Source organism: Geminicoccus sp. (assembly GCF_036263595.1).
GTDB lineage: Bacteria > Pseudomonadota > Alphaproteobacteria > Geminicoccales > Geminicoccaceae > Geminicoccus.
The window spans coordinates 1-22,418 of sequence record NZ_DATAGQ010000151.1 but is presented as its reverse complement, the minus strand read 5'-3'; the positions used below and the strand labels follow the sequence as shown (position 1 = coordinate 22,418).

Annotated in this window: 21 protein-coding genes; 7 read left to right on the top strand and 14 right to left on the bottom strand. The window is 67.4% G+C overall.

The genetic code is table 11. The annotated features are described in order from the left end of the window. Positions 1-3 precede the first annotated feature (3 nt). From VHL31_RS15925 to VHL31_RS15900, 6 genes are all read left to right on the top strand, one after another. Positions 4-567, top strand: a complete 564-nt coding sequence (locus tag VHL31_RS15925) for a shikimate kinase (RefSeq protein ID WP_329662215.1) — start codon at positions 4-6, stop codon at positions 565-567. Next, on the top strand, positions 564-1,679 hold the full coding sequence (gene aroB / locus VHL31_RS15920; RefSeq protein ID WP_329662214.1) for a 3-dehydroquinate synthase: 1,116 nt from the start codon (positions 564-566) through the stop codon (positions 1,677-1,679). Before VHL31_RS15925 ends, aroB begins: the two co-directional genes overlap by 4 nt. Beyond that, the gene (locus VHL31_RS15915; protein ID WP_329662213.1) at positions 1,676-2,215 is read left to right on the top strand and encodes a GNAT family N-acetyltransferase; all 540 of its coding nucleotides are present in this window, start codon (positions 1,676-1,678) and stop codon (positions 2,213-2,215) included. Before aroB ends, VHL31_RS15915 begins: the two co-directional genes overlap by 4 nt. A gap of 96 nt (positions 2,216-2,311) precedes the next feature. Continuing rightward, positions 2,312-2,701, top strand: coding sequence for a RidA family protein (locus tag VHL31_RS15910; protein WP_329662212.1), 390 nt, complete (start codon positions 2,312-2,314; stop codon positions 2,699-2,701). A 7-nt stretch (positions 2,702-2,708) separates the two neighbouring features. Further along, on the top strand, positions 2,709-3,368 hold the full coding sequence (locus tag VHL31_RS15905; protein ID WP_329662211.1) for a LysE family translocator: 660 nt from the start codon (positions 2,709-2,711) through the stop codon (positions 3,366-3,368). 40 nt (positions 3,369-3,408) lie between these two features. Then, a complete protein-coding gene (locus tag VHL31_RS15900; RefSeq protein WP_329662210.1) occupies positions 3,409-5,331 on the top strand; it encodes an adenylate/guanylate cyclase domain-containing protein in 1,923 nt (640 codons plus the stop codon). Between the two features lie 18 nt (positions 5,332-5,349). On the opposite strand, the gene VHL31_RS15895 is transcribed toward VHL31_RS15900, so the two are convergent. The 10 genes from VHL31_RS15895 to VHL31_RS15850 form a co-directional block, all read right to left on the bottom strand. Then, positions 5,350-6,123, bottom strand: coding sequence for a glucose 1-dehydrogenase (locus tag VHL31_RS15895; protein ID WP_329662209.1), 774 nt, complete (start codon positions 6,121-6,123; stop codon positions 5,350-5,352). A 26-nt stretch (positions 6,124-6,149) separates the two neighbouring features. Beyond that, entirely contained in the window at positions 6,150-8,414 is a 2,265-nt protein-coding gene (locus tag VHL31_RS15890; RefSeq protein ID WP_329662208.1) for a N,N-dimethylformamidase beta subunit family domain-containing protein, read from the bottom strand. A gap of 94 nt (positions 8,415-8,508) precedes the next feature. Beyond that, the gene (locus VHL31_RS15885; protein ID WP_329662207.1) at positions 8,509-8,829 is read right to left on the bottom strand and encodes a hypothetical protein; all 321 of its coding nucleotides are present in this window, start codon (positions 8,827-8,829) and stop codon (positions 8,509-8,511) included. Positions 8,830-9,388: 559 nt separating this feature from the next. Continuing rightward, a complete protein-coding gene (locus VHL31_RS15880; RefSeq protein WP_329662206.1) occupies positions 9,389-9,847 on the bottom strand; it encodes an RpiB/LacA/LacB family sugar-phosphate isomerase in 459 nt (152 codons plus the stop codon). Positions 9,848-9,857: 10 nt separating this feature from the next. Further along, on the bottom strand, positions 9,858-10,898 hold the full coding sequence (locus VHL31_RS15875) for a 2-dehydropantoate 2-reductase N-terminal domain-containing protein (protein ID WP_329662205.1): 1,041 nt from the start codon (positions 10,896-10,898) through the stop codon (positions 9,858-9,860). Position 10,899: 1 nt separating this feature from the next. After that, a complete protein-coding gene (locus VHL31_RS15870; RefSeq protein ID WP_329662204.1) occupies positions 10,900-12,198 on the bottom strand; it encodes an iron-containing alcohol dehydrogenase in 1,299 nt (432 codons plus the stop codon). After that, the gene (locus VHL31_RS15865) at positions 12,195-13,727 is read right to left on the bottom strand and encodes an FGGY-family carbohydrate kinase (RefSeq protein ID WP_329662203.1); all 1,533 of its coding nucleotides are present in this window, start codon (positions 13,725-13,727) and stop codon (positions 12,195-12,197) included. The genes VHL31_RS15870 and VHL31_RS15865 overlap by 4 nt, the downstream gene beginning before the upstream one ends. Positions 13,728-13,811: 84 nt before the next feature. Further along, positions 13,812-15,338: an ABC transporter substrate-binding protein gene (locus tag VHL31_RS15860; RefSeq protein WP_329662202.1), complete on the bottom strand. Its 1,527-nt coding sequence runs from the start codon at positions 15,336-15,338 to the stop codon at positions 13,812-13,814. Positions 15,339-15,392: 54 nt separating this feature from the next. Then, positions 15,393-16,283, bottom strand: a complete 891-nt coding sequence (locus VHL31_RS15855) for a carbohydrate ABC transporter permease (protein WP_329662201.1) — start codon at positions 16,281-16,283, stop codon at positions 15,393-15,395. Further along, positions 16,283-17,101 carry a sugar ABC transporter permease gene (locus VHL31_RS15850; RefSeq protein WP_329662200.1) on the bottom strand — a complete coding sequence of 273 codons (819 nt, stop codon included), beginning with the start codon at positions 17,099-17,101 and terminating at the stop codon, positions 16,283-16,285. The genes VHL31_RS15855 and VHL31_RS15850 overlap by 1 nt, the downstream gene beginning before the upstream one ends. 314 nt (positions 17,102-17,415) lie before the next feature. Here VHL31_RS15850 and VHL31_RS15845 point away from each other — a divergent pair, with 314 nt between their 5' ends. Beyond that, entirely contained in the window at positions 17,416-18,324 is a 909-nt protein-coding gene (locus tag VHL31_RS15845) for a sugar phosphate isomerase/epimerase family protein (protein WP_329662199.1), read from the top strand. On the opposite strand, the gene VHL31_RS15840 is transcribed toward VHL31_RS15845, so the two are convergent. The 4 genes from VHL31_RS15840 to VHL31_RS15825 all read right to left on the bottom strand — a co-directional run. Further along, the gene (locus VHL31_RS15840; RefSeq protein WP_329662198.1) at positions 18,309-18,983 is read right to left on the bottom strand and encodes a DUF4267 domain-containing protein; all 675 of its coding nucleotides are present in this window, start codon (positions 18,981-18,983) and stop codon (positions 18,309-18,311) included. The two genes, VHL31_RS15845 and VHL31_RS15840, sit on opposite strands and share 16 nt — an antisense overlap. Before the next feature lie 11 nt (positions 18,984-18,994). Next, positions 18,995-20,167 carry a zinc-dependent alcohol dehydrogenase gene (locus VHL31_RS15835; protein ID WP_329662197.1) on the bottom strand — a complete coding sequence of 391 codons (1,173 nt, stop codon included), beginning with the start codon at positions 20,165-20,167 and terminating at the stop codon, positions 18,995-18,997. A gap of 105 nt (positions 20,168-20,272) precedes the next feature. Next, positions 20,273-21,013: a Crp/Fnr family transcriptional regulator gene (locus VHL31_RS15830; protein WP_329662196.1), complete on the bottom strand. Its 741-nt coding sequence runs from the start codon at positions 21,011-21,013 to the stop codon at positions 20,273-20,275. Beyond that, positions 21,010-22,418: DUF4139 domain-containing protein (locus VHL31_RS15825; RefSeq protein ID WP_329662195.1), on the bottom strand; the 1,409-nt coding region annotated here is incomplete at its 5' end. The genes VHL31_RS15830 and VHL31_RS15825, both read right to left, overlap by 4 nt.

Below are 22,418 nucleotides of genomic sequence, written 5' to 3'. Positions count from 1 at the left end.
GCCGTGCAGAATCCTCCACCCGAGGCACGGGAGAAGCTCGCGTTGACCCGGCACGTGGTGCTGGTCGGCCTGATGGGTGCCGGGAAGTCGGCGGTCGGCCGCCGCCTGGCCACGCTCGTGGGTGCCCCGTTCACGGATGCCGACGACGCCATCGTCGAAGCTGCCGGCATGTCGATCCCCGACATCTTCGCCAGCCACGGCGAGCCGGAGTTCCGCGCCGTCGAACGAAGGGTCATCGCCCGGCTGCTGATCGGCCAGCCGCATTTCCTGGCCCTTGGCGGCGGGGCCTTCATGGATCCGGCCACGCGCGAGCGGGTGGCCGCGCGCGGCTTCTCAGTCTGGCTGCGCGCGGATCTCGACACGCTGGTGGCGCGGACCAGCCGCAAGAAGGGCTCGCGCCCGCTCCTCGACGCCGGCGATCCGAGGGCCATCCTCGCGGACCTCATGGAGCGGCGGCATCCGGTCTACGCCACGGCCGACCTGACGGTGGACACGGGCGACCAGCCGCTCGACGTCCTGGCGCACGATCTGGTGCAACGGCTGAGGCAGCATGGGATCCTGGTATGACGTCGATTCGAACCGTGCATGTGCCGTTGGGTGCGCGCGCCTATGAGGTGAAGATCGGTGCTGGCCTGCTCGACCGGGCCGGCCAGGAGCTGGCACCGCTCCTGCCGTCGCGCCGGGTCGTGGTGGTGGCCGACGACGCGATGAGGGCGAACTCGCATCTGGACCGGCTGGAGCGGGCACTGGACGAGGCGGATCTGGCGGTCCGCACGGTGACCGTTCCGTCCGGCGAAGGCAGCAAGGGATGGCCGACCCTGGAGCGGGTCTGCGAGCAGGTGCTGGGGCAGGGGATCGACCGCAAGACGGCGATCGTGGCGCTGGGCGGGGGCGTGATCGGCGACCTTGCCGGCTTTGCCGCCTCCATCCTCCTGCGCGGGCTGCCCTTCGTCCAGGTGCCGACCACGCTCCTGGCCCAGGTCGACAGCAGCGTGGGCGGCAAGACCGGCATCAATGCCCGCTCGGGCAAGAACCTGGTGGGCGCCTTTCATCAGCCGAGGATCGTCCTGATCGATCCCACGACGCTCGACACCCTGCCGCTTCGCGAACTGCAGGCTGGCTACGCCGAGGTGGCGAAGTACGGGCTCATCCATGACGCGGCGTTCTTCGACTGGCTGGAACAGAACGGGCGGCGCCTGATCGACGGCGACCAGGATGTGCGGACCCATGCCATCGAGCGCTCCTGCGCGATCAAGGCCGAGATCGTCGGCGACGACGAGTTCGAGACCAAGGGCGGGCGCGCCCTGCTCAATTTCGGCCACACCTTCGCCCATGCCTACGAGAACCTGTCCGGCTATGGCAGCCGCCTGCTGCATGGCGAGGCCGTCGCCATCGGCATGGTGCAGGCGACCGAGCTCTCGACCCGCGCAGGCCATCTGGCGGAAGGAGCGACCGAGCGCGTGCGATCGCATCTCCGGTCGCTGGGGCTGAAGACCTCGCCGGCGGAAGTGACCAACGAAGGCTTCGAGCCGGACGCAATGCTGGCCGCGATGGCGCGCGACAAGAAGGTCGCGGACGGCAGGCTCACCTTCGTGCTGTTGAAGCGCATCGGTGCTGCCGTCACGAGCGGCGCCGTGCCACCCGACATCCTCCGCCAGTTGCTGGCGCAACCTGTGTGAGCGGCCCCGGGCCCCTACTGCAGTCCGAACGGCTGACCTTGCGCCCGGCCATGCTCTCCGACGCGGAGGAGATCTTCGCGGCCGTCACGCCGGCGCTGACGCGGTATCTGAGCTTCGAGCCGGCAAGCTCGCTTGAGGCCCTCAAGGCCACCCTCGCATCCTGGCTGCCGGCCATGACCGTCGGCACCGACCTGCACATGGCGCTCCGGCGGCGCGAGACCGGCGAGTTCATCGGCATGGCCGGCGCGCATCGGATCGCCACGCCGCTGCCTGAACTGGGGATCTGGATCAAGGAGCCGGCGCAGCGGCAGGGCTATGGCCGGGAGGCCGTGGCCGCGATCAGGGACTGGGTCGCCGATGTCCGCCGGCCCGAGGGCTTCCATTATCTGGTGGCGGAGCAGAACCTCCCCAGCCACCGGATCGCCCGGTCCCTGGGCGGCGTGCGCGCGGGCATGCAGGAGCATCCGAAGTACCGGGCCATCGTCTACCTCCTTCCGACAGGAACGCGGGCCGGCCGTCGCCTGCCGGCTTCCTAAGTCACATTCGAGCGCGCTACGCTGCGGACCAGCGGCGACACGCTGGCGCGGGGAGCTCAGGCACCCCTTCCAGCCACCGATCAGGGAGGTCCATGGATGATCGAGGTCTTCGACCCGCCGGACGTGCATCGTCCCGCCTCGGCCTACAGCCATGCCGCGATCGTCACCGGCCCGGCGCGCTGGCTCCACATTTCCGGCCAGATCGGCGTGCGCCCGGACGGCAGCGTGCCGGAAACGCTTGGCGAGCAGATGGAGCAGATGTGGGACAATCTGTTCGCCGTACTGGCTCATGGCGGCATGACGCACCGGGACCTGGTCAAGACGACGGTGTTCCTGATCGATCAGCGCGACGTCAAGCTCTGGCGCCAGGTCCGCGACCGGCGGCTGGATGGTCATGTCTGCGCCGCGACACTCCTGATCGTTCACGGCCTCGCCAGCCCCCAGCTGTTCTGCGAGATCGAGGCGATCGCCTGCCAGTCGATCTGAGGTCGCGATGTTGCCGGAGCCGCAGCTCTTCCTGATCTTCCTGGGCGCTGCGGTCCTGCTCGCGGTGACGCCCGGTCCGGACACCATGTTCGTGGCTGCCAACAGCCTGAGCGGCGGCCTTCGCAGCGGTCTGGTCGCCTGCCTGGGGATCCTGGTCGGGAATGTCGGCCACAGCCTGCTGGCGGCGGTGGGCGTGTCCGCCCTGATCGCCACGTCGCCGGCTGCCTTCGAAGTGCTGCGCTGGGCAGGAGCGCTCTACCTCGCCTGGATCGGCCTGCAGGCGCTGAAGGCGGCATGGCGCCAATGGCATGAGGACGCTGGCGAGGCGGTACGGCCGGTGCGGAGGACGCGGCCGCAGGCATGGACCGTGTTCAGCCGCGCCATGCTGACGAACCTCGCCAACCCGAAGGTCATCATGTTCTTCGTGGCGTTCCTGCCCCAGTTCGTCTCGCCGGAACGGGGAAGCATCGCCGTCCAGACCTTCACCCTGGGCATGACCCTGAACCTGATCGGCATCGTCTGGCTGATGGGTGTCGCTGCCCTGACCGGCTGGATGGTCGACCGCCTGGCACGGGCACGCTGGGCGACCGTGGCGCTGGATGCCTTGTCGGGCCTGTTCTTCGTGGGACTGGCGGTCAAGCTGTTCCTCACCGAGCGGCGCGTCTGAGGATGGGCGATGGCGCCGCGCCGGGGGCGCTGGACCCTCCGTGAGCCGGCGGCCGCATCGAACCCGCTCCCACTCGCTGAGTACCTATCTCGGCGTGATGGTGGTGGGCCTCCTGCTGGTCGTGGCGCTTTCCCTGGTCCTGTTCACCTATCTCCAGGGCCGCGCCGCGGCCCATGCCATGGCACGCGACTCCCTGCGGGTGGTGGGCGAGCGGATCGTGGATCGCTTCGACAAGGTGATGGACGCGCCCACGCTCTTCACGATCATGGCCAGCGTCGCGGCACCACAGGACGACCCCACCGTCCATCGTATCGCCTTTGCCAAGGAGGCGATCGACCAGTCCCCCGAGATCGACGGGATCTACCTGGGACGCGGCAACGGACAGTTCCTCCAAGCCGTCCCGCTGGGGCCGCCCGACGATCCCTGGCGCACTGCGACGGGTGCGCCCTCGCAGGCCGTCTATGCCTTCGGCTCGGTGCAGGTTGGCCCCACGGCCCAGCGGATGCGCAGCTGGACGTTCCTGGACGCGGCCGGGCAGAAGATCGGGACGGGTGCGCCGGAACCCACCGACTACGATCCCAGAACCCGTCCCTGGTACCAGGCCGCCCTTGCCGTGCCCGGTCCGATCCTGACCCGTCCCTACCAGATGGCGGTCACCCGGGAGCATGGCGTGACCATCGCGCGGCGCCATGTGGACGATCTGTCGACAGTGGTCGCCGTAGACATCCTGCTCAAGACGTTCAGCGGCTTCCTCGCCAGCGAAAAGATCTCCGTAAACGGCCGCTCCTATCTGTTCGACAGGGAAGGACAGCTCTTCGCGCACTCCGATCCGGCCGCTATGCGCCTGTTGATCCGGGCGCTGGAGGGCGATGCATCCGCCCGCACAGCCCTCGCGGCGGATCGGGCGCTCAGCCGCCTGCAGGCCCTCGCACCCAGTCAGAACCGCGACGACGTGGTCATCATGGACGACGACGGTGCCGACTGGCTGATGCAGACGAGGGCACTGCCGGAGGATGGCGTGCTGGCCGGCTACAAGATCGGCCTGGCGGCGCCGTTGCAGGATTTCACCGGGCCCAGCGAGCGGCTGGCGCAGCGTGGCCTGATGCTGTCGGCGATCGTGATCGTCGGCGGCATCCTGGTGGCGTTGCTGGTCGCCTGGCGGCTGGGCCGCTCCTTGGCCGGGCTCACGGAAGCGGCACGCCGGCTGGAGGACCTGGATTTCCGGCCGGAGCCCGTGCAGGTCTCGAACGTGGCGGAGATCACGGCGCTGTCCCATGCGCTGACCGCCGCGAGCGCTGCGATCCGCACCTTCGCGCTCTATGTGCCAAAGGAGATCGTGCGGGCGATCGTGAAGACTGGCGGCGCCGATGCGCGGTCGGCCCGACGCCAGGACATCACGGTGCTGTTCACCGACATCCGCGACTTCACCACGATCTGCGAGGGAACGGAGCCGGAAGCGGTCGTCGAGATGCTCTCGGCCTATTTCGATCTGTTGAGCGAAGGCGTCTACGCCCATGGCGGCGCCATCATCCAATTCCTCGGCGATTCCATCTACGCCTCCTGGAACGCCCCGACGCCGGACCCGGACCATGTCGACCATGCTTGTGCCTGCGCCTTGACGCTCGTGGCGAAGATCGACCGGTTCAATGCCGCCCAAGTCGCGGCCGACAAGCCTGTCTTCATCACCCGGCTAGGCCTGCATACCGGCCATGCGGTGGTCGGCAGCGTCGGTTCGGCTGAGCGGCTGCAGTACACGGGCATGGGCGACACGGTGAACGTGGCCTCGCGCCTGGAAGGCCTCAACAAGCAGTTCGGGACCAGCATCCTGGCGAGCGAGGCAGTCTATCTACGCTGCAAGGCCGGGCTGAACTTCCGCGAGCTGGGCGAGGTCCAGGTCAAGGGCAGGAACGAGAGCCTGCGGGTGTTCGAGCTGCTGGAGCCGCACGGCAAGCCGTCGGCCTGAGCGGGAAGGCCCGCCACCTCACCAGCAGGTATAGCCGCCATCCACCAGCAGGATCGTGCCGGTGCAGTAGCTGGCGGCATCGCTTGCCAGGAACAGGACGGCATGCGCGATCTCGTCCGGCTCGGCGAACCGCTTCATGGGCGTCATCTCCTCCCAGACCTCGACCCATTCGCGCTTGCTCAGGCCGAGCCTGGTCATCTCGGTGAGCGTGTAGCCGGGTGCCACGGCGTTCACGCGGACCTTGAACGGCGCCAGTTCAATCGCCAGCGACTTCACCATCTGGTGAACTGCCGCCTTGCTCGTGTTGTAGTGGGCCTGGGGCTGCGGCTTGTCGACGGTGAAGCCGGAGTTCGAGCCGATGGCCACGATGCTGCCGCCGCCATGCTTCACCATGTGCCGGGCGAAGGCCTGGTTGGTGAAGAACATGGCGTTGACGTTGACGTCCTGGACCTCGCGCCATTCCTCCGGCGGGATCTCCAGCACGTCCGTGTTCGGGTTGATGCCGACGCAGTTGACCAGGACGTCGATCCGGCCGAAGTCGCCGGCGATCCTGCCGACCACGTCCTGGCACAGCGCTGGATCGCGCAGGTCGGCGGCGTAGAACTCGGCGCGGCGGCCGCTGCTGCCGATCTTCTGCGCCGATGCCGGCCCGAGCTCCGCGTTCAGGTCGATCAAGGCGACCTCCGCGCCCGCACCGGCCAGGAGTTCGGCCACGGCAAAGCCGATGCCACGGGCGGCACCCGTGACGGCCGCGGCCTTGCCGTCGAAGCGGAACCGGGACAGCGCGTCCATCGTCGATCTCCTGCCTGGGTGCCTGATCAGGAACCGGCGGTGAAGGGCTTCGGGTCCATGAAGCGCTCCAGCACGTTCCAGGTGATTCTCGACACGTTGTTGTCGGAATTGTTCGGCAACAGTGCGCCGCACCAGGCGATCGAGCCGGTGGCGAAGATCGCCCCGCCCGCGGCCGTCTCGCCGAACGCCATGTCGGCACGGACCTGATCGTTCTGGTCGCCACCCAGCGCCGGCGGCACCACGCCGAACTCCTCGTTGACCAGCATCATCATCGAGCTGTGGCCTTCCGAGGATGCCAGGCGCAGCATGTTCGGCGGCGAGCCCAGGTCGGTGTTGATGCAGTCGAGCTCGATGCCCGCCGCCCCGCCGCCGATCAGGCCGAAATCGCCGATGATCTCGTCCGGCACGTCCTTGAAGATGAAGGCCGCGCGCGGATTGTCCGCGTCGGGGGCGCGGCGATAGTAGGAGCTGATGTCGAAGCCCTGCGCCACGAAGCCGATGCCGGCCATGACGTTGGGTGCCCGGCCGATCCGGCGCCACAGGCCGCCATACTCGCCGTTGAAGGACTGGAAGTACTCGCCGGGCTCGGCGATCCATGGCCGGATGCCGTCCTCGGCGCGGCGCAGCTCGATGGCGCCGTCCAGCTCGTCGTGGAAGCCGACGCGCCAGTACCAGCCATTGCCACCCATGTACATGAGCCGGCCGCCGCGATCGACCCACGCCTTCATGGCGTCCCAGGCCGGCGTGGAATGGTACTCGGGATGGGTCCCGGTCAGGATGACCCGGTAGTCCTTGATGAGCTCGTAGCCGTCGTGGTGCAGGTCCTCGTCGGTGATGATGTCGTACTCGACGCCCTTCTGATGGAGCCAGCAGAACAGGTGGGTGTCGGCGTTGTACTGGTAGAGGGCCGAGCCGTGGCCACCCAGCCAGGAGTGGTAGCGGCTCGTGAAGTTCAGCACCGGGCGGTGGCGGCTCGAATAGCAGACGCCCGAGCCATCGGCATGGCTGTCGTAGAGCGAGCCGCCCAGCTCCGGATGGTAATACATGTACATGTCGGAGTGGCCGAACGGCAGGAGCCGGTTCATCAGGGCTTCGGCACCGCGTGCGGTGATGTGCTCGCCGTGGTTGGCGTAGGCGATATAGGCACAGGTCGGTGCCAGGAACGCCACCTTCGGCCGCTCGCCCCGGTTCGGTCCGCGCGGCGGGCGCACGAAGAAGGCCAGATAGTCCTCGCGGGTCGCCTCCTCGTTGCTGTCGCCGCAGCGGACATGGAGGGCGTAGGCGCCGCTCTTGAAATCGCCGGGCAGGGTGAAGGCGACCGAGGTCTCCCAGCCGGCATCGTAGATGTCGTCGCGGTGGAAATGGATGGCGCCGTAATGCTCGGGCTTGCGGGTCCAGTCATGTTGCTCGCCGGTCCAGTTCCAGCCCTTCATGCCGCGGGTCGGCAGGTGGACCAGCTCGCCGTGCAGGCGCGAGGGGCCGACATCGACCGTGCGGACCGAGTGGATCTCCTTGGAGAAGTCCCAGCGCGCGATCAGGTCGATCTCGTTCACGAACGGCACGCCCGAGCGCAGCAAGGGCTCGTAGCGGGACAGGCCGTGGACGCCCGCGACCAGGGCGGGGCTGTCGATCTTGCCGTCATAGTGGCGACCGATGGTGCCGTCCGGCTCCGGCGACGCGGCCAGCAGGAAGGGTGCGTCCAGCGCCGTCGGTGCCACGTCGATGGTGGCCTCGACCTGGTCCGCATCGTCGATCATCGGATAGGCGCGCAGCGGCTTTTGGACGAGCGTCACCTTGCGGCTGGCCGGGTCGAAGCTTGCCGCCACCTGGTACCACTGCCGGACCAGCATCGGCTTGCCGGTCGAGACCATTGCCGTCCCGCTGCCATCGCCAGCGATGAAGGCGAGCTTGCCGCCGTCGACCAGCTCGATCCGAAAGCCGGACTGCCCGTCTTCGTCCCACTGCGCCGCCAGCGTCTGGTCGCCACGGTTCGTAAGCGTCGGCCAGATCGTGGCGAAGAAGGTGAAGGCGCGTCCGGCAAGAGCCGGCATGCCCGGGACCCTCATGAAGGAGCCGGGGTCGATACGCTGGGTCCGGCCGGGATAGGTGCCGTCGACATGGGTTGGCACATGCGGCAGCTGCAGGCCGGGACCGTCGGGGTTGCTGTCGCCGTTGATGACCTGGACGATCCTGGCGTCGAAGCTGTCGCCTTCCTCGACCGAGATCTTGAACGAGATGGTCTCTCCAGGGGCGACGCTGTAGCGGTCCGGATACCCGACGATCTTGAGCATGCGCTGTCTCTTGATGGGCCGAAGGCGGCTTGGGTTCGTTCATGCAAAATCGCGTTGCCCGGGTTCGTTCGTGCAAACGCGATCGGAGCTGCTCCTAGTCCCGGAAGGGCAGGTTGATGTTCTCGCCGGTGCGCTCGTGCCAGCGCCGGCGGAAGATCTCCCACTCCGCTTCCTCGCGGCTGGTGAAGACCGGGCCGTCCTCGATCCTGATGGGGTCGCGGCGGTCGGGCGGCATCTCGCCCAGGACCCATTTCTCGAACGGCTTCAACACCACCAGGATGACCTGGCGGCCGCTCTTGTCGGTGCGCAGGCTGTTCAGCACCCGCTGCAGGCCGGGGCTGTGCGCGCCGATCGGATTCTTCCGCATTTCCTCGATGTACTGGCGGTCGACCGCCGGATCGATCTTGTAGGGCACACGCACCTCCGCATGAGGTTCATCCGCACGAGCCCGAGCCATCACCCGAAGACCAGTGCAGGACCCACCGCATCATACCCGACAGAGGTCCCACACCGACAGGCTTGCAAGCACGTGGTCGACGTTGCCACTGCCGATCATGGGACCGGCAGGGCAGGCGATGTCGTTCGCCAGCGTCGACGCCGCCGAACGTGACAGCAAAAGCGGGGAGCGGCGAGACGGAAAGTGCCGGGACCTGCAGGAATCGCACGCGATTCTCACATGGATGACGTGCGAATGATGATCTGGATGTTCGAATCTGTGCGGATATCGGCGGACGATGTCGATGCCGCCGAGGACAACGCAGAATCCGGGGCAGACGGTGACGGGGCGCAGATCGGCGAGTGATGAACGTTGAGCCTGGATGGGATCCGTGCGGCGGCCTGATCGCTGCTCGATCAGCCCATGCGAAACTGATCGCGCCTGCCGAGCCCCCGCACAGTGCTGCAGATGACTCCTTGCCGGAAAAGCAGACGGGCGCCCGAAGGCGCCCGTCCACGACATAGGGTGCGGTGCCGGATCAGCCGGCCTTGCGCATTTCCGCATCGATCTCGTTGATCTGCGCGACCTTCTTGCCCGAGCGCTCGGCCTGGAACTCGTTGGCGAGATAGATGTCGGCCAGCATCTTCGCGACCGAGGGGCCGGTGATCTGGGCGCCCATGGTGATGACCTGGGCGTTGTTGGACGCGATCGCCCGCTCGGCCGTGTAGGGATCGGTCACGCAGACCGCGCGCACGCCCGGCACCTTGTTGGCGACGATCGCCATGCCCGCACCGGTGCCGCAGACCAGGATGCCGCGCTCGAACTCGCCGGCGGCGACCTTTTCTGCCAAGCGGCGGCCGACACCGGGATAGTCGACCGGATCGCTGGTGTTGGTGCCGATGTCTACGACCTCATGGCCCTTGGACTTCAGGTGCTCGACCAGGACGTCCTTCAGCGGCAGGCCCAGATTGTCCGCGCCGATCACGACCTTGCTCATGATGCTCTCCTCAATGCCCGTAATGGAATCGCTGCCAGTCGACGGCAAACTCGTGATCCCGGCGAATCGCGTCGATGATAGCAGATGTGAGGGGCATTTGCTGCTTCGCAAGCGCACCATCGTCCATCATGCGCTCCAGGGTCGGCCCGGCCGAGAGCGCCAGCTCGGCACCCTCCACCGTGTCGTCCTTCATCTTCTCGGCCTTGGCCTTGCTGTAGAGCCAGCCGGCACCGAGCAGGCGGCCCATCCGGCTGTTCCGGCCGCCCTGGACCGTGACATAGAGGTCGCCGGTGCCGGCCAGGCCGTGCACGGAGGCGTCGCTGCCGCCTACCAGGGCATTGATCTGCTTGAGCTCGAGGAGAGCCTGGGCGAACAGGCCGGCCGCGATGTTGTGCATCAAGGCACCGTTCTCGGCCTGGCCGTGCTGGTCGAGCATGCCGGTCGCCGCCCCGATGCCCAGCGCATAGAAGTTCTTGAGCGCCGCGCAGACTTCCGTGCCGACCACGTCGCGCGAGCCGCGGGCGTGGTAGTAGGGCACGTTCACGAGGTCGAGGAGGCGGCGCAGGGTGGCTTCCTCGGGATGGGCGAACACGACCGAGGTGTCGCGCCGGACGGCCAGCTCGCCCGCGATGCAGGGGCCGCCCACGCCGCCGGTGGGCGACTTCAGGGCCTCGCCGACCGGATCGGTCAGCGGCCGGATGTTCTGGCCGTCGGCATCGAGACCCTTGGTCAGCATCATGATCGGACGCGGGCCGGGCATGGCAGGCTTCAGGAGGTCGATCGCCCAGTGCACGCCGGCCGTGCTGACCCCGATCACGACCAGCTCGACCTCGTCCGAAAGGGCGCTGGCCAGTTCGTGATGGTGGAAGGCGCGCACGCCTGTCGGCAGCGGTGCGTTCAGGCGGGGGTGGATCCCGCTCTGCTTCAGCGAATCGATGGTCGCTGCATCGAGTGGCGTGCCGACCAGGCGGACGTCGTGACCGGCATCCGCCAGGGGCAGGCTGAACGCGCTGCCCATCACGCCAGCACCCAGGATCAGGACCGTCGCCATGCTACCCCTCGTTCTCGGCGAACTCGGCAAGAAGGCCGAGATCGCCTGCCAGGTCCAGGATCGACCAGCGGTCCCGGACGTCGCGGGCGTTGAGCACGGCCTGCCGGTAGAAGCAAGGATCGATGCCCAGGCCCGCGGCCGTGGTGGGCGTGCCCGAATCGACATAGGCCATCAGCAGCTTGTCCAGGGGCACCATGATCCCCAGCAGTTCCGCGCGCAGGGCCGGCCACTCGGCGGCCAGCCGCTCGTTCATGGCCCGGGTCCGCTCGGCATCGAACGCCTTGGCGTGCGCCACCTTCACCATCTCGTCGCCGGAGGCACCATGCCGCTCCCGGATCGCCGCGTCGTCGATCCGGCGGACCTGGAGCGGGGGCAGGGTCTCCATCGCCAGGATCTTCGCCTGCATCCGGGTGGCGGTGAGCGTGGCCACGCCGACCTGCTCGCCATGCAGCGTGCGCGGGTGAGGGTTCGCGAACATGTCGATGTAGTGGCTGATCGAGTGCTCGGCCATCGAGCCGGAATGGCTGGTATGGGTAAACAGCACCCCGAAGCCACCCAGCGTCAGCATGTCGGTAAGGGCCCGCATCGCCGCGAGGTCGCCCTTCACCAGGCCCTCGGCGCGCTCCAGCAGGACCGGCTCGTAGGGAGCCTGGATGTCGAACGGGCCCTGCTCGTAGGTCGTGCCCAGCAGCCGGTGGGACAGGAGCCAGTCGACCTGGGCCGAACTGCGGCACACCGCATCGCCGAAGCCAGCACGGATCATTCGCACAGGAGCGGCCGCCAGCACCGACAGGTCATAGAACACGCCGCGCGGCGCATGGCTCTTGAGGCTGAGCTTGTAGCCCTCGCGCGTGATCGATGCGGTCGAGGTGACGTAGCCGTTCATCGACGGGGCCGTGCCGAACACGGCGCAGCCGCGGCCATCGGCAAAGGTCACATACTTGCAGAGGTCGTTGATGGTGCCGGAGCCCACCGCCACCAGACCGTCCACGTGGCGGGACTTCTCCTTCAGGATCGCCGCGTTCTTCTCGTCGGCCTTGGGATGTTCCAGCAGGATCGGCTCGGCGTTCGGGATCGCCGCCTGGACCCGCTTGCCGAGCACGTCCCAGGTGTTCTCGTCGGCGACGATGCCCAGGCGCTCGCCAAGGTTCAGGCCGGCGAGAAGCTCCGCCTCCATGCCGGCCGTGCTCTCGACCGTCACGACCTTCTGGATGCTGCACGGGATGTGCCGGCCGGTGGTCCGGTCGACGTAGCGGCCTGCCACGAACTCCTGGATGAGCGGATCGGCTCCGGTGGTCAACGTCGGGATCCTTTTTGCTTGAAGGCCGCCAGATCGGCGTAGATCGCACGCAGTTGCGGATACAGGCGTTCGAACAGCGCAAGCAACTCGCCATAGCGCGCATGGCGCGCAGCGTCGGGCTCGATCCTGCGCTCGATCCGGCCGGCCATCGAACCCACGGCCGACTTCATGTCGCCGAACCAGCCGGCACCCATGGCCGCGCAGATGCCGGCGCCCAGGCTGGACGCCTCGACGGTCGAGGAGCGAAGCACCGGCCGCCCGATCGAATCGGCCAGGATCTGGCACCAGAGGTCGGAACGGGAGCCGCCGCCGATCGCCACGATCTCGGTGACGGACGTGCCCAGGGCCGCCTCGATCTTTCCGATGCCGAGTGCCTGCTCCAGCGCGATGCCTTCCATCTTGGCGCGGTAGAAATGGCCGCGGCCATGCTCGGCGGAGAGGCCGATCATGGTGCCGCGCGCGTCGTTGTCCCAGTAGGGCGTCATGCTGCCGAGCCACCATGGCGTGAGCAGCAGCCCGTCCGAGCCTACCGGCAAGGCGGCAGCCTCGGCTTCCAGGCGGGCGTAAGCCTGCGGGTCGGCGACACCATCAAGACCGAACAGGTTGTTGACGAACCAGTCGGTGAGGTAGGTGCCGGTGCGCAGGCAGAGCTCGTTGATGAAGCCCTCGCCGGAGACCGAGCTCATCGTCCGCCAGCCGGGGTCGACCATGTAGCGGCTGGCCCACACGCCGGAGACGGTGGCCGTGCCGAGATTGCAGTAGGCGCGCCCGGTCTCGATGACGCCGCAACCAAGGCCGCCGGCCTGACCGTCGCCGCCGCCGGCCACGACCTTCGTGCCCGCCCGCAGGCCCGTGGCCTCGGCCGTCTCGGCAGAGACCTCGCCGATCACGGTCCCGGGACGGTTCGCGGTGAAGAATCGGTCCGGTCCCAGGCCCAGCGGCGCCAGCAACTCGTCCGCGTAGCGGTCCGCCTCCATGTCGTAGACGCCGAGCGGGTCGGCGCTGGCCCGCGAAGTGGCGGCCTGGCCGGTCAGGCGGAAGACGAGATAGCCATGAACCTCGACGACATGCGCCGTGCGACGAAGCGTTTCCGGCTCGTTGCGCTGCAGCCAGGACAGGCCGTAGATCGCCGGCGTGGGGTCCGGTGTCTTGCCGGTGATCTGCCGGATCCGCGCGATCCCGTGCCGCTCGGCCAGGATGCGGACATCGTCGCCCGAGCGTTCGTCCAGCCACAGGATGCCGGGGCGGACGGCGTTGCCGTCGGCGTCCAGGACCGCGAAGGTCTCGCGCTGGTTGGCGATCGAGAGGGCCTGGATACGATCGGGATCGACCGCTGCCGTCACCTGGCAGATGGCCGTCACCGCGGACGCCCACCAGTCCTGGGGGCCCTGCTCGAAATAGCCCGGCCTTGGCGTGGACATCGGCACGCGCGCGCGTCCCTCGACCACGACCTGTCCGTGCTGGTCCCAGGCGATCGCCTTGGTCGCGGTGGTGCTGCTGTCGATGCCGAGGACGAGGGGGTCGGTCATGGTCGCGAAGGGATCCCCTGCTTCAGACGAAGCGGCGGGGCATCGCTGCCCCGCCACCATGAGGAACGGACCTGATGCTGGAGATCAGGTCTTGCGGAACGGCGCCGCCATCTCGTCGGCCACCGGCTTGATCGCCGCCATGCATTCCTGCGGGCTCTTGAACTGGCCGTTCAGGAACTTGCCGAGCTCGACCGGGATCGTGTTGTTCGACAGTTCCGCCCAGGCCGGGAAGTCCGGCTCGGAGCCCATCATCGTGTTGATGGTGGTCTCGACCGCCGGGAAGTGCCGGGTCGTGCCCGGACCCACCTTCGCTGCGGCAAGGGTGCGCGGGTCGGTGAAGGCCGAGAGGCGAACCGGCGAGGCGCCGCCGCCCAGGACCGCACCACGGCCGACCACGTCCTTGGAACAGGCCCACTGCATGAAGATGAAGGCCGCTTCTTGGTTCTGCGAGTACTTCGACAGGCCGAGGCCGGAGCCGCCCTGGTGGCCGACGTTCGGGATCTCGTTGAAGCCCGCATCGGCGGGCGAGCGCAGCGAGATGGCCTTGGGCGGAGGTGCCGCCTCCATCAGGCCGACGACCTTGCTGTTGGCGCCGTCGAAGCTCGGGAAGTACTCGCCCCAGGTGATGACCTGGCCGGCCAGACCCTGCGCCACCGACTGGCCTTCGCCGTCCCAGGTCCAGGTCAAGGCACCCGGCGGGCAGTTCTTGGCGATCTCCGCCAGGTACTCCAGGCCCTTGATGCCCTGCTCGTCGCCGCCCGAGAACATCCCGTTCTTGTCGTAGATCGAGCCGCCATTGCCCCAGAGCCACGCGGTCCAGTCGCATTCCAGGCTGTAGTGGCCGGAGCGGAGCTGGCCGGTCGTGCCGTAGATGCCGTTGCTCTGCTCGGCCGCCTGGATGGCCTTCACGTTGGCCATGTACTCGTTGAGGTCGGTCGGGACCTTCAGGCCGTGCTTCTCGTAGAGGTCACGACGATACATCAGGATGAAGATCGGGATGTCGAAAGGGATCGAGACCAGCTTGCCGTCGAACATCGAGATGCCGTCGAGGAGCGGCTTGCTGAAGTCGTCCCAGTCGAACATCGGCATCGCGACGTCGGGATGCGCGTCGTAATATTCGCGTGGGTTTTCCATGTCCTCGGAGAACGTCGCCATCCAGGACTGGTCGAGATAATACAGGTCGTAGGTGCCGAGCTGGCCCTGGATGTCCAGGGTCGCCTTCTGCAGCACCTGCTCCAGCGGCACGATCTCGATCTCGACGTTGATGCCGGTGGCCTTGGTGAACTCTTCCTTGGCCAGCTGGTTCGCCACGATCGTGGGCGGCGTCGCCTCGGACGTGTAGCGGATGGTGGTGCCCGAATAGGCCTTACCGACCTCGGACAGCCACTGCATCATCGCCTCGTCGGGGCCCGCCTGCGCGAAGGCCGGGTTGCCGAAGTCGAGGCCACGGAAGGGCCGGCCGCCGCCCAGCATCGCGGCGCCGAAGCCGGACAGGCCGACGCCGGCAATGCCCAGCTTGCGGATGAAATCGCGCTTGCTGATCCGCCGCGCGGCGAAGTCGCCGCACGTGTCGGCGATGAACGTCTTCCGGTCGTGCTCTCTGAAACTCATCTTTCTGCCTCCCATGAAATTCGTCGAATGGCTTCCCGATGCAGCAATCGCTCGTCAGTCCTTCAGCGAGCCGAGCGTTAGCCCGCGCACCAGGTGCTTTTGCACCAGGATGATGAAGATGAAACTTGGCACCAGGGCTGCGCTGCCAAGGGCGGTGATGAAGCCCCATTCGGTGCCGGTCGATGTGACGAAGGTCGAGATCTTCACCGGGATCGTGCGGATCTGGTTGGTGAGCTGCAGGCTCAGCAGGAACTCGGTCCAGGAGAAGATGAAGCACAGCACGGCGGTGGCTGCGAGCCCGCCTTTGACCAGCGGCATCACGACAAGCCAGAAGGTCTGCCAGCGTGTGGCCCCGTCGATCATGGCCTGCTGGTCGAGATCGACCGGCACGTCGTCCAGGAAGCTCTTCATCAACAGGACCGCGATCGGCAGGTTGATCAGGGTGTGCGCCAGGATCAGGCCGACATGGGTGTCGCGCAGGCCCATGTCGCGGAACATGAAGAAGATCGGGATAGCGATCGCGATCGGCGGCATCATGCGCTGGGACAGGATCCAGAACACGAACGACTGCTGGCCGCGAAACTTGAAGCGGGACAGGCCGTAGGCGCACAGGGTCGCGAGCACGATCGCGATCGCGGTGGAGCCCACCGCGACGATCACGCTGTCGATGATGGAGGGGATCGAATAGTACGAGCTGCCACCGCCGGCGACCGTTCCCGCCGCACCCTCGTCGGTCACCAGAGCCAGACGGTTCACCCCGCCCAGCGTCACCCGATAGTTGTCCAGGGTCGGCTCGAATCCCCAATAGACCGGCGTGGTGTTGAAGATGGCCGTGTAGGGTTTGAACGAGGCCAGGATCCACCAGAAGATCGGGAACACGAACAGCAGCACGATCACCCAGGCGCACACGTCGCGCAGGATGCCGAGGGCAGGGTTGGGTCGCATCAGAACCGCACCTTGAAGATCTTGATGAAGATCGAGGCGATCACGTTCAGCGAGATGAGGACCAGCAGGGCCAGCGTCGCCGCATAAGGAAAGTTCGCCAGGGTAAACAGTCGGCCGGCATAGAAGGAAAGGGTTTCGGTGTCCGTGCCGGGGCCGCCGCTGGTCATCACGTAGATGTAGTCGTAGATGCGGAACAGGTCGATCGAGCGGATCAGGACGGCCACCGCGATCACGCGGCCCAGAAGGGGCAAGGTGATCATCCGGAAGGCCTGGATCGCCGAGGCGCCATCGATGGCCGCTGCCTCGTAGGGCTCCTTCGGCAAGGCGCGCAGCCCAGCCATGAAGATCAGCACCATGAAGGGCGTCCACTGCCAGATGTCGGCGATCATGACGCCGAGTAACGCCGTGCTGCTGTTGGCCAGCAGCGGGTTGCTCGGGTCGATGATGCCGAACAGCTTCAGATAATAGGACAGCACCCCGAACTGCGCGTCCTCCATGAGGAGGAACATCAAGCCCGTGACCGCCGGGGGCACCACGAGCGGCAGGGTCATCAGGGAGCGCAGCAGGCCGTAGCCGCGCCGGTCGGTGTCGAGCAGCAGCGCGATCGCCATGCCGAGCACGACCTGAATGGCCAGGCAGCCCAGCGTGTAGGTGAGGGTGACCTGGAAGGAATCCCAGGTCCTCGAATCAGCCAGCGCCTGCGCCCATTGCTTCAAGCCGACGAACTCGAACTGCCGGGTTGCCCGCGACCGCTCCTGCAAGCTCAGCCAGACGCTGTAGAGCAACGGATAGACGCCGAACACCAGCAGGAGTGCCACGACAGGAATGAGCCACCCGAATGCGGATTCGGCGGTGAGCCATCTTGGCAGCCAGGAACGCCTGCCGGAGGCGCGGCTGGTTGCGGTCAAACTACTGGCCATCTCGCCGAAAGCCCAACCCTGTAACGTTTTCTCATGTGGCGAGCTAATGCTCGCTTTCGCACATGAGGTATTCGCAAACGCGTACTGTCAAGCTTGGATCGCGGGACTCGTTTGGCAACAGCCAGCCGCGCTTGCCGCACGAACGTCATTGGTCCATCGAGGCGGCGAGATCGACGCCGGACGCCATGTCCGGTCGCGGCGGGAGAGGCAGGATGGGCTACACGCTGGGACTGAACACGAACTTCGCCATCAACCGGATCGTCGAGCCCGAAGCGCTGGTCGGGACGATCGCGCAGGAGATCGGCATGAGCCGCATCCAGCTCACGCCCGAGTTCCTGGACCCGGCCTGGCCGGCCGCCCTGCAGGCGAGCTTCGTCCGCCGCTACGTCCAGGCGCTCGAGAAGAACGGCGCCACGATCACTACCACCTTCTCCGGGGCCTATACCCGCGTCAACCATATCGGCCATCCCGACCCGGATGTGCGGGCATGGTGGAAGAACTGGCTGAAGACGTGGATCGAGATCTCAGCGGACCTGGGCGCGCGAGGCACCGGCACGCTGCTTGCGATCATGACCTATGCCGACGACGCCGACGAGAGCCGGCGTGCGGCGGTTCTGGAGCGCGTCATCGGCGACTGGCGCGACCTTGCCCACGTCGCCAAGGACCGCGGGCTCTCGTTCCTGATGTGGGAGCACATGTCGATCCGGCGCGAGTTCGGTCACACTCTACCGGAAACCAGGCGCATCCAGGCCCTGGTCGAGAAGGACATGCCGCTGCCCTTCAAGATCTGCGCGGACATCGACCATGGCGACATCACGTCGAAGGATCCGCGCGACTACGAGCCCTATGCCATCGCCGAGGCGCTGGCGGCCGACAGCCCGGTGATCCACATCAAGCAGAGCTCGATGGACAAGGGCGGCCACCGGCCATTCACCCCTGAGAACAATGCCAAGGGCCGCATCACGCCGGAGCCGCTCTTAGAAGCGATCCGGCGTGGCGGCGGCAAGGACAACGAGCTGGTCTTCGAGTTCTCGTTCCGCGAGCGCGAGCCGACCGACAGCACGGTGATCGAGGCGCTGAAGCAGTCGGCCGACTACTGGCGGCCCTACGTCACCGTCTGATGGGCGGTCTTCACCGTCTGGGCGCTGGAAAGCTGCGGCTTCAGGCCGGACGGTGACGGCTGCCCCACGGTGACGCCGGTGCTGGTCGTCGTCTCCGACGATGACGCGGCCCTGTTGTCGTTCGGGACCGGGTTGCCGCTCGTCCAGGGACGCAGCAGCTCGGGGATCCGCATGTCCTTGGGCACCTCGAAGTCGCGGGCGGCACCGCGCATCTCGGCGATGGGCCGCGGCATCCCGCTCCGGTTGCTGTAGTCCCGGTAAGTCCGGCGGCGCTGCTGGTCCTGCCGATGGGCGGCAAGTTCCTGGGCGCAGATGACGTCGAGGGCGGCGACGCCGGCGACCGCCATCATCGCCATCAGGGCGTTGCCCTTCCTCGGATTGTTCGGAACGGCTGCGGCCAGGGTGGCGAGGTCGAGCACGTCGCCGCCGACCCGGCCCCAGATCCAGGGCGTCGGGTCGCTCTGGGTGAGGATCCCGATGCCGGTCGCGATCTCGCGCGCGCCATAGGCCTGGATCAGGCCGCTATGCTCATCCATCCCAAGGGACGTGGCCAGCCGGCGCGGGGCCAATAGTTGAGCCAGCCCCAGGCCGATGCTGAACCATCCCAGTCCCTGGGCCAGCGCATGCGTCGATGACGACGAGACATAGTGGTTGGTCATGGCGATGCTCCTCAGGGCTTGAGCACGACCTTGATGCAGCCGTCCTGCTTCTCGCGGAACGTCTTGTACATCTCAGGGCCCTGCTCGAGGCCGACCGTGTGGGTGATCACGAAGCTCGGGTCGATCTGACCCTCCTCGATGCGGCGCAGGAGGTCGTCGGTCCAGCGGTTCACGTGCGTCTGGCCGGTGCGGATGGTCAGGCCCTTGTTCATGACCATGCCGAACGGGACCTTGTCGATCAGCCCGCCATAAACGCCCGGGATCGACAGGATGCCGGCCGGGCGGCACACATACATCATCTCGCGCAACACGTGCGGTCGGTCGCTTTCCAGCATCACCGCCTGCTTGGCGCGGTCGTACATCGAATCGATCGTGGCGGTGGCATGCGCCTCCATGCCGACGGCGTCGATGCACTTCTCCGGGCCCTTGCCCTGGGTCAGCTCGTTCAGCCGCTCGACCACGCTCTCATTGTCGAAGTTGATGGTGATCGCACCACCCGCCTTCGCCATGTCCAGGCGCTCGGGCACGTTGTCGATCGCTACGACTTGTTTCGCGCCGAGAAGGACGGCGCTGCGGATGGCGAACTGGCCGACTGGACCGGCACCCCAGATGGCCACCGTGTCGGTCGGCTCAATGTCGCACGCGACCGCCGCCTGCCAGCCGGTCGGGAAGATGTCGCCCAGGAACAGGACCTGTTCGTCGGTCAGGCTGCTCGGCACCTTCACGTGCGTCTTGTCGGCAAAGGGCACGCGGACGTACTCGGCCTGACCGCCCGGGTAGCCGCCGGTGAGGTGCGTGTAGCCGAACAGACCGGCGGTCGTATGACCGAACAGCTTGTCCGCGATGTTCTTGTTGCGGTTGGAGCGCTCGCAGACCGAGAAGTTGCCGCGCTTGCACTGGTCGCACTCGCCGCAGATGATCGTGAACGGCACGACGATCCGGTCGCCGACCTTCAGCGCGCTCTTGGCCTCCGAGCCGACGTCGATGACCTCACCCATGAACTCGTGGCCCATGATGTCGCCGGATTCCATGCCGGGCATGAAGCCGTCGAACAGATGGAGGTCAGAGCCGCAGATGGCGCAGGTCGTGACCTTGATGACAGCATCGCGGGGATGCTCGATCTTGGGATCGGGAACGGTATCGCAGCGGATGTCGTTCCGCGCATGCCATCGCAGCGCCCGCATGTCTGTACTCCCATCCACATGAAGATCGCGGCCGGGCATATCTGTGCCTTGCCGCACTCATGGACCGGGAACCGCCTATGAGGGACCGGGTTCCGACCGGCCGGGTCAGCCGACCCGGTCACCCGTGGGGGCGGCGATCGCCTGCAGGGCCCGCACGTTCTTGAGGATGATCACGCCGTGGTCGACCTCGATCAGGCCACGCTCCTTGAACGAGCGCATCTGGCGGTTGACGTTTTCGCGGGCAAGGCCGGCGAACGAGCCAAGGTCGCGCTGGCTGAGGCCGTTCTCGATGCGGACGACGCCGTTGCGTTCGATCCCGTAGCGCCGGCCGATCCGGAGCAAGGTCTTCGCCACGCGCTGCTCCATGCCCAGCAGCATCGTGTCCTCGATCAGCTCGGTCGAGTGGCGCAGGCGCTCGCACAGGATGCCGATCAGTCGGATCGCCGTGTGCGGATGGCCCTCCAGGAACTCCATCACCCGGGCGCGGTCCAGCACGAACAGCTCGCAGTCGCTCAAGGCGGCGGCATCGGCCGAACGGTGCTTGCCGTCGAGCACGCCGATCTCGCCGAATACTTCCCCGTTCTCGACCAGGTTGAGCATGACCTCGCGGCCGTCCAGCCCGACCGTGCCGATCCGGATTCGGCCGGACACGACGATCATCAGGCAGTCGGCCCGGTCGCCCTTCTGGAAGATCATGCGCCCGGCCGGCACGTGGACCAGCCGGCCCAGCGGCACCAGCTTCTCGATGTCCTCGTCGTACAGCGAGCCGAACACGTCGCTGTCGGCCAGCGCATCGCGCGCGAGCGCCATGCGGTCGGGCTTCTCGGCCTTGCTAGAGGTACTCATCGACGCAGCTCCGTCACCACCGCGCGCAAGGCGGCGGCAGCCTCGTCGCGCTGCACCACCACCTGGCGCCGCTCCTGCTCGATCGCCGCCAGGCGATCCTCCTGGCTGCCGAGCTCGGTCAGCCAGCGTTCCCGCAACGGTCCGGCCTCGCTCACCGATTCGAGATTGGCCCGGACCCGCTCCTGCTCCGCCACGATGCCCGCCCGCTCCTCCGCGAGCTGGGCGAGCCGGCGTTCCGCATCGGCACGGCGTGCGGCCAGGGCACCGATCTCGGCAAGCCTGGCTCTCCAGGAATCGGGAATGGTGAGCCCGCGCGCTGCCAGGATCGTGTCGAGGGTCTCGTCGGGCGACAGCACGAAGCGTTCCTCGATCGGCAGCTCGGTCACGAGCTCGAGCGAGGTCTCGCCGCGCGCGGGAAGCTCGCCCGTCACGTACCAGAGGCTGCCGTCGCGCCGCGGGTCGGCGGGTGCGACCGGTTGTGCGCCGGCCGGCACCCAGGCCTCCACCTCCAGCTGGCGGGGCTGGTCGTCATCGCTCCTGAAGGCCCAGCGGCGGGCCTGCCGCTCCGCGACGGTAAGGGTCAGGACGCCGTCTGCCAGCGCCAGCGTGCGCACCTCGCGGGTATCGTCCTGGTCGATCGCGTAGCTGATCTTGCGGTCCGCCCCGAACGCCAGCCGACGCTGGGACCCTTGCGGGATCGTGGGCAGCACCGCATCGCCGACATGGGTCGGGGCCGGTCCGCCCGTCGTGTCCATCACCGTCACGATGCCGCTGGGCAAGGTCTGGCCGGTATCGTTGGTCAGGCGGATGGCGCTTTGCGGCGCACCCCCGGTACCGCTCCCCGGCACGAAGGCGATCCTCTCGGCCGGAACCGGCCGGTAGAGCAGCGGCACCATCAGGCTGCCGTCATCCGCCACGTCCAGCCTGCCGTCGATGGTGAAGGTGGTCGCGAGGTCCGATTCGGTGCCGGTGGCTTCCATGACGGGCGCCGCCTCGGACGACAGCGCCCGACCCTCGTCGTTCATAAGTTCCGGCGCTGCCAGCGCAGCGACCTTTGCGCCGCGCTCCGCACCGAACTCACGTGCCATCGGCCCCACACCGCCGTCTGGCAGCACCGGCACGGTCGGGCGCTCCACGAACCAGGTACGGGCAAGCTCCTGGCGCAGGGTGTCGGCATCACCGTCCACGAGGGTGAGCTGCACGCCCTGCCAATCATGGCCGGTGCGGTTGTCGACCACGGCCCAGCCCTGGATGCGCGCGGCCGGACCATCCAGGAGCAGGCGCCAGGTGGGCTTCCAGACCGGGGTCTGGACCAGGAGGCCGAGGTCGAGCGTCGTGCCGGGCGATCCCTCGGTCACGATGTCCAGGACACGCCGCTCGTCGCTGCGGGTCTGGGCCGTCCTTG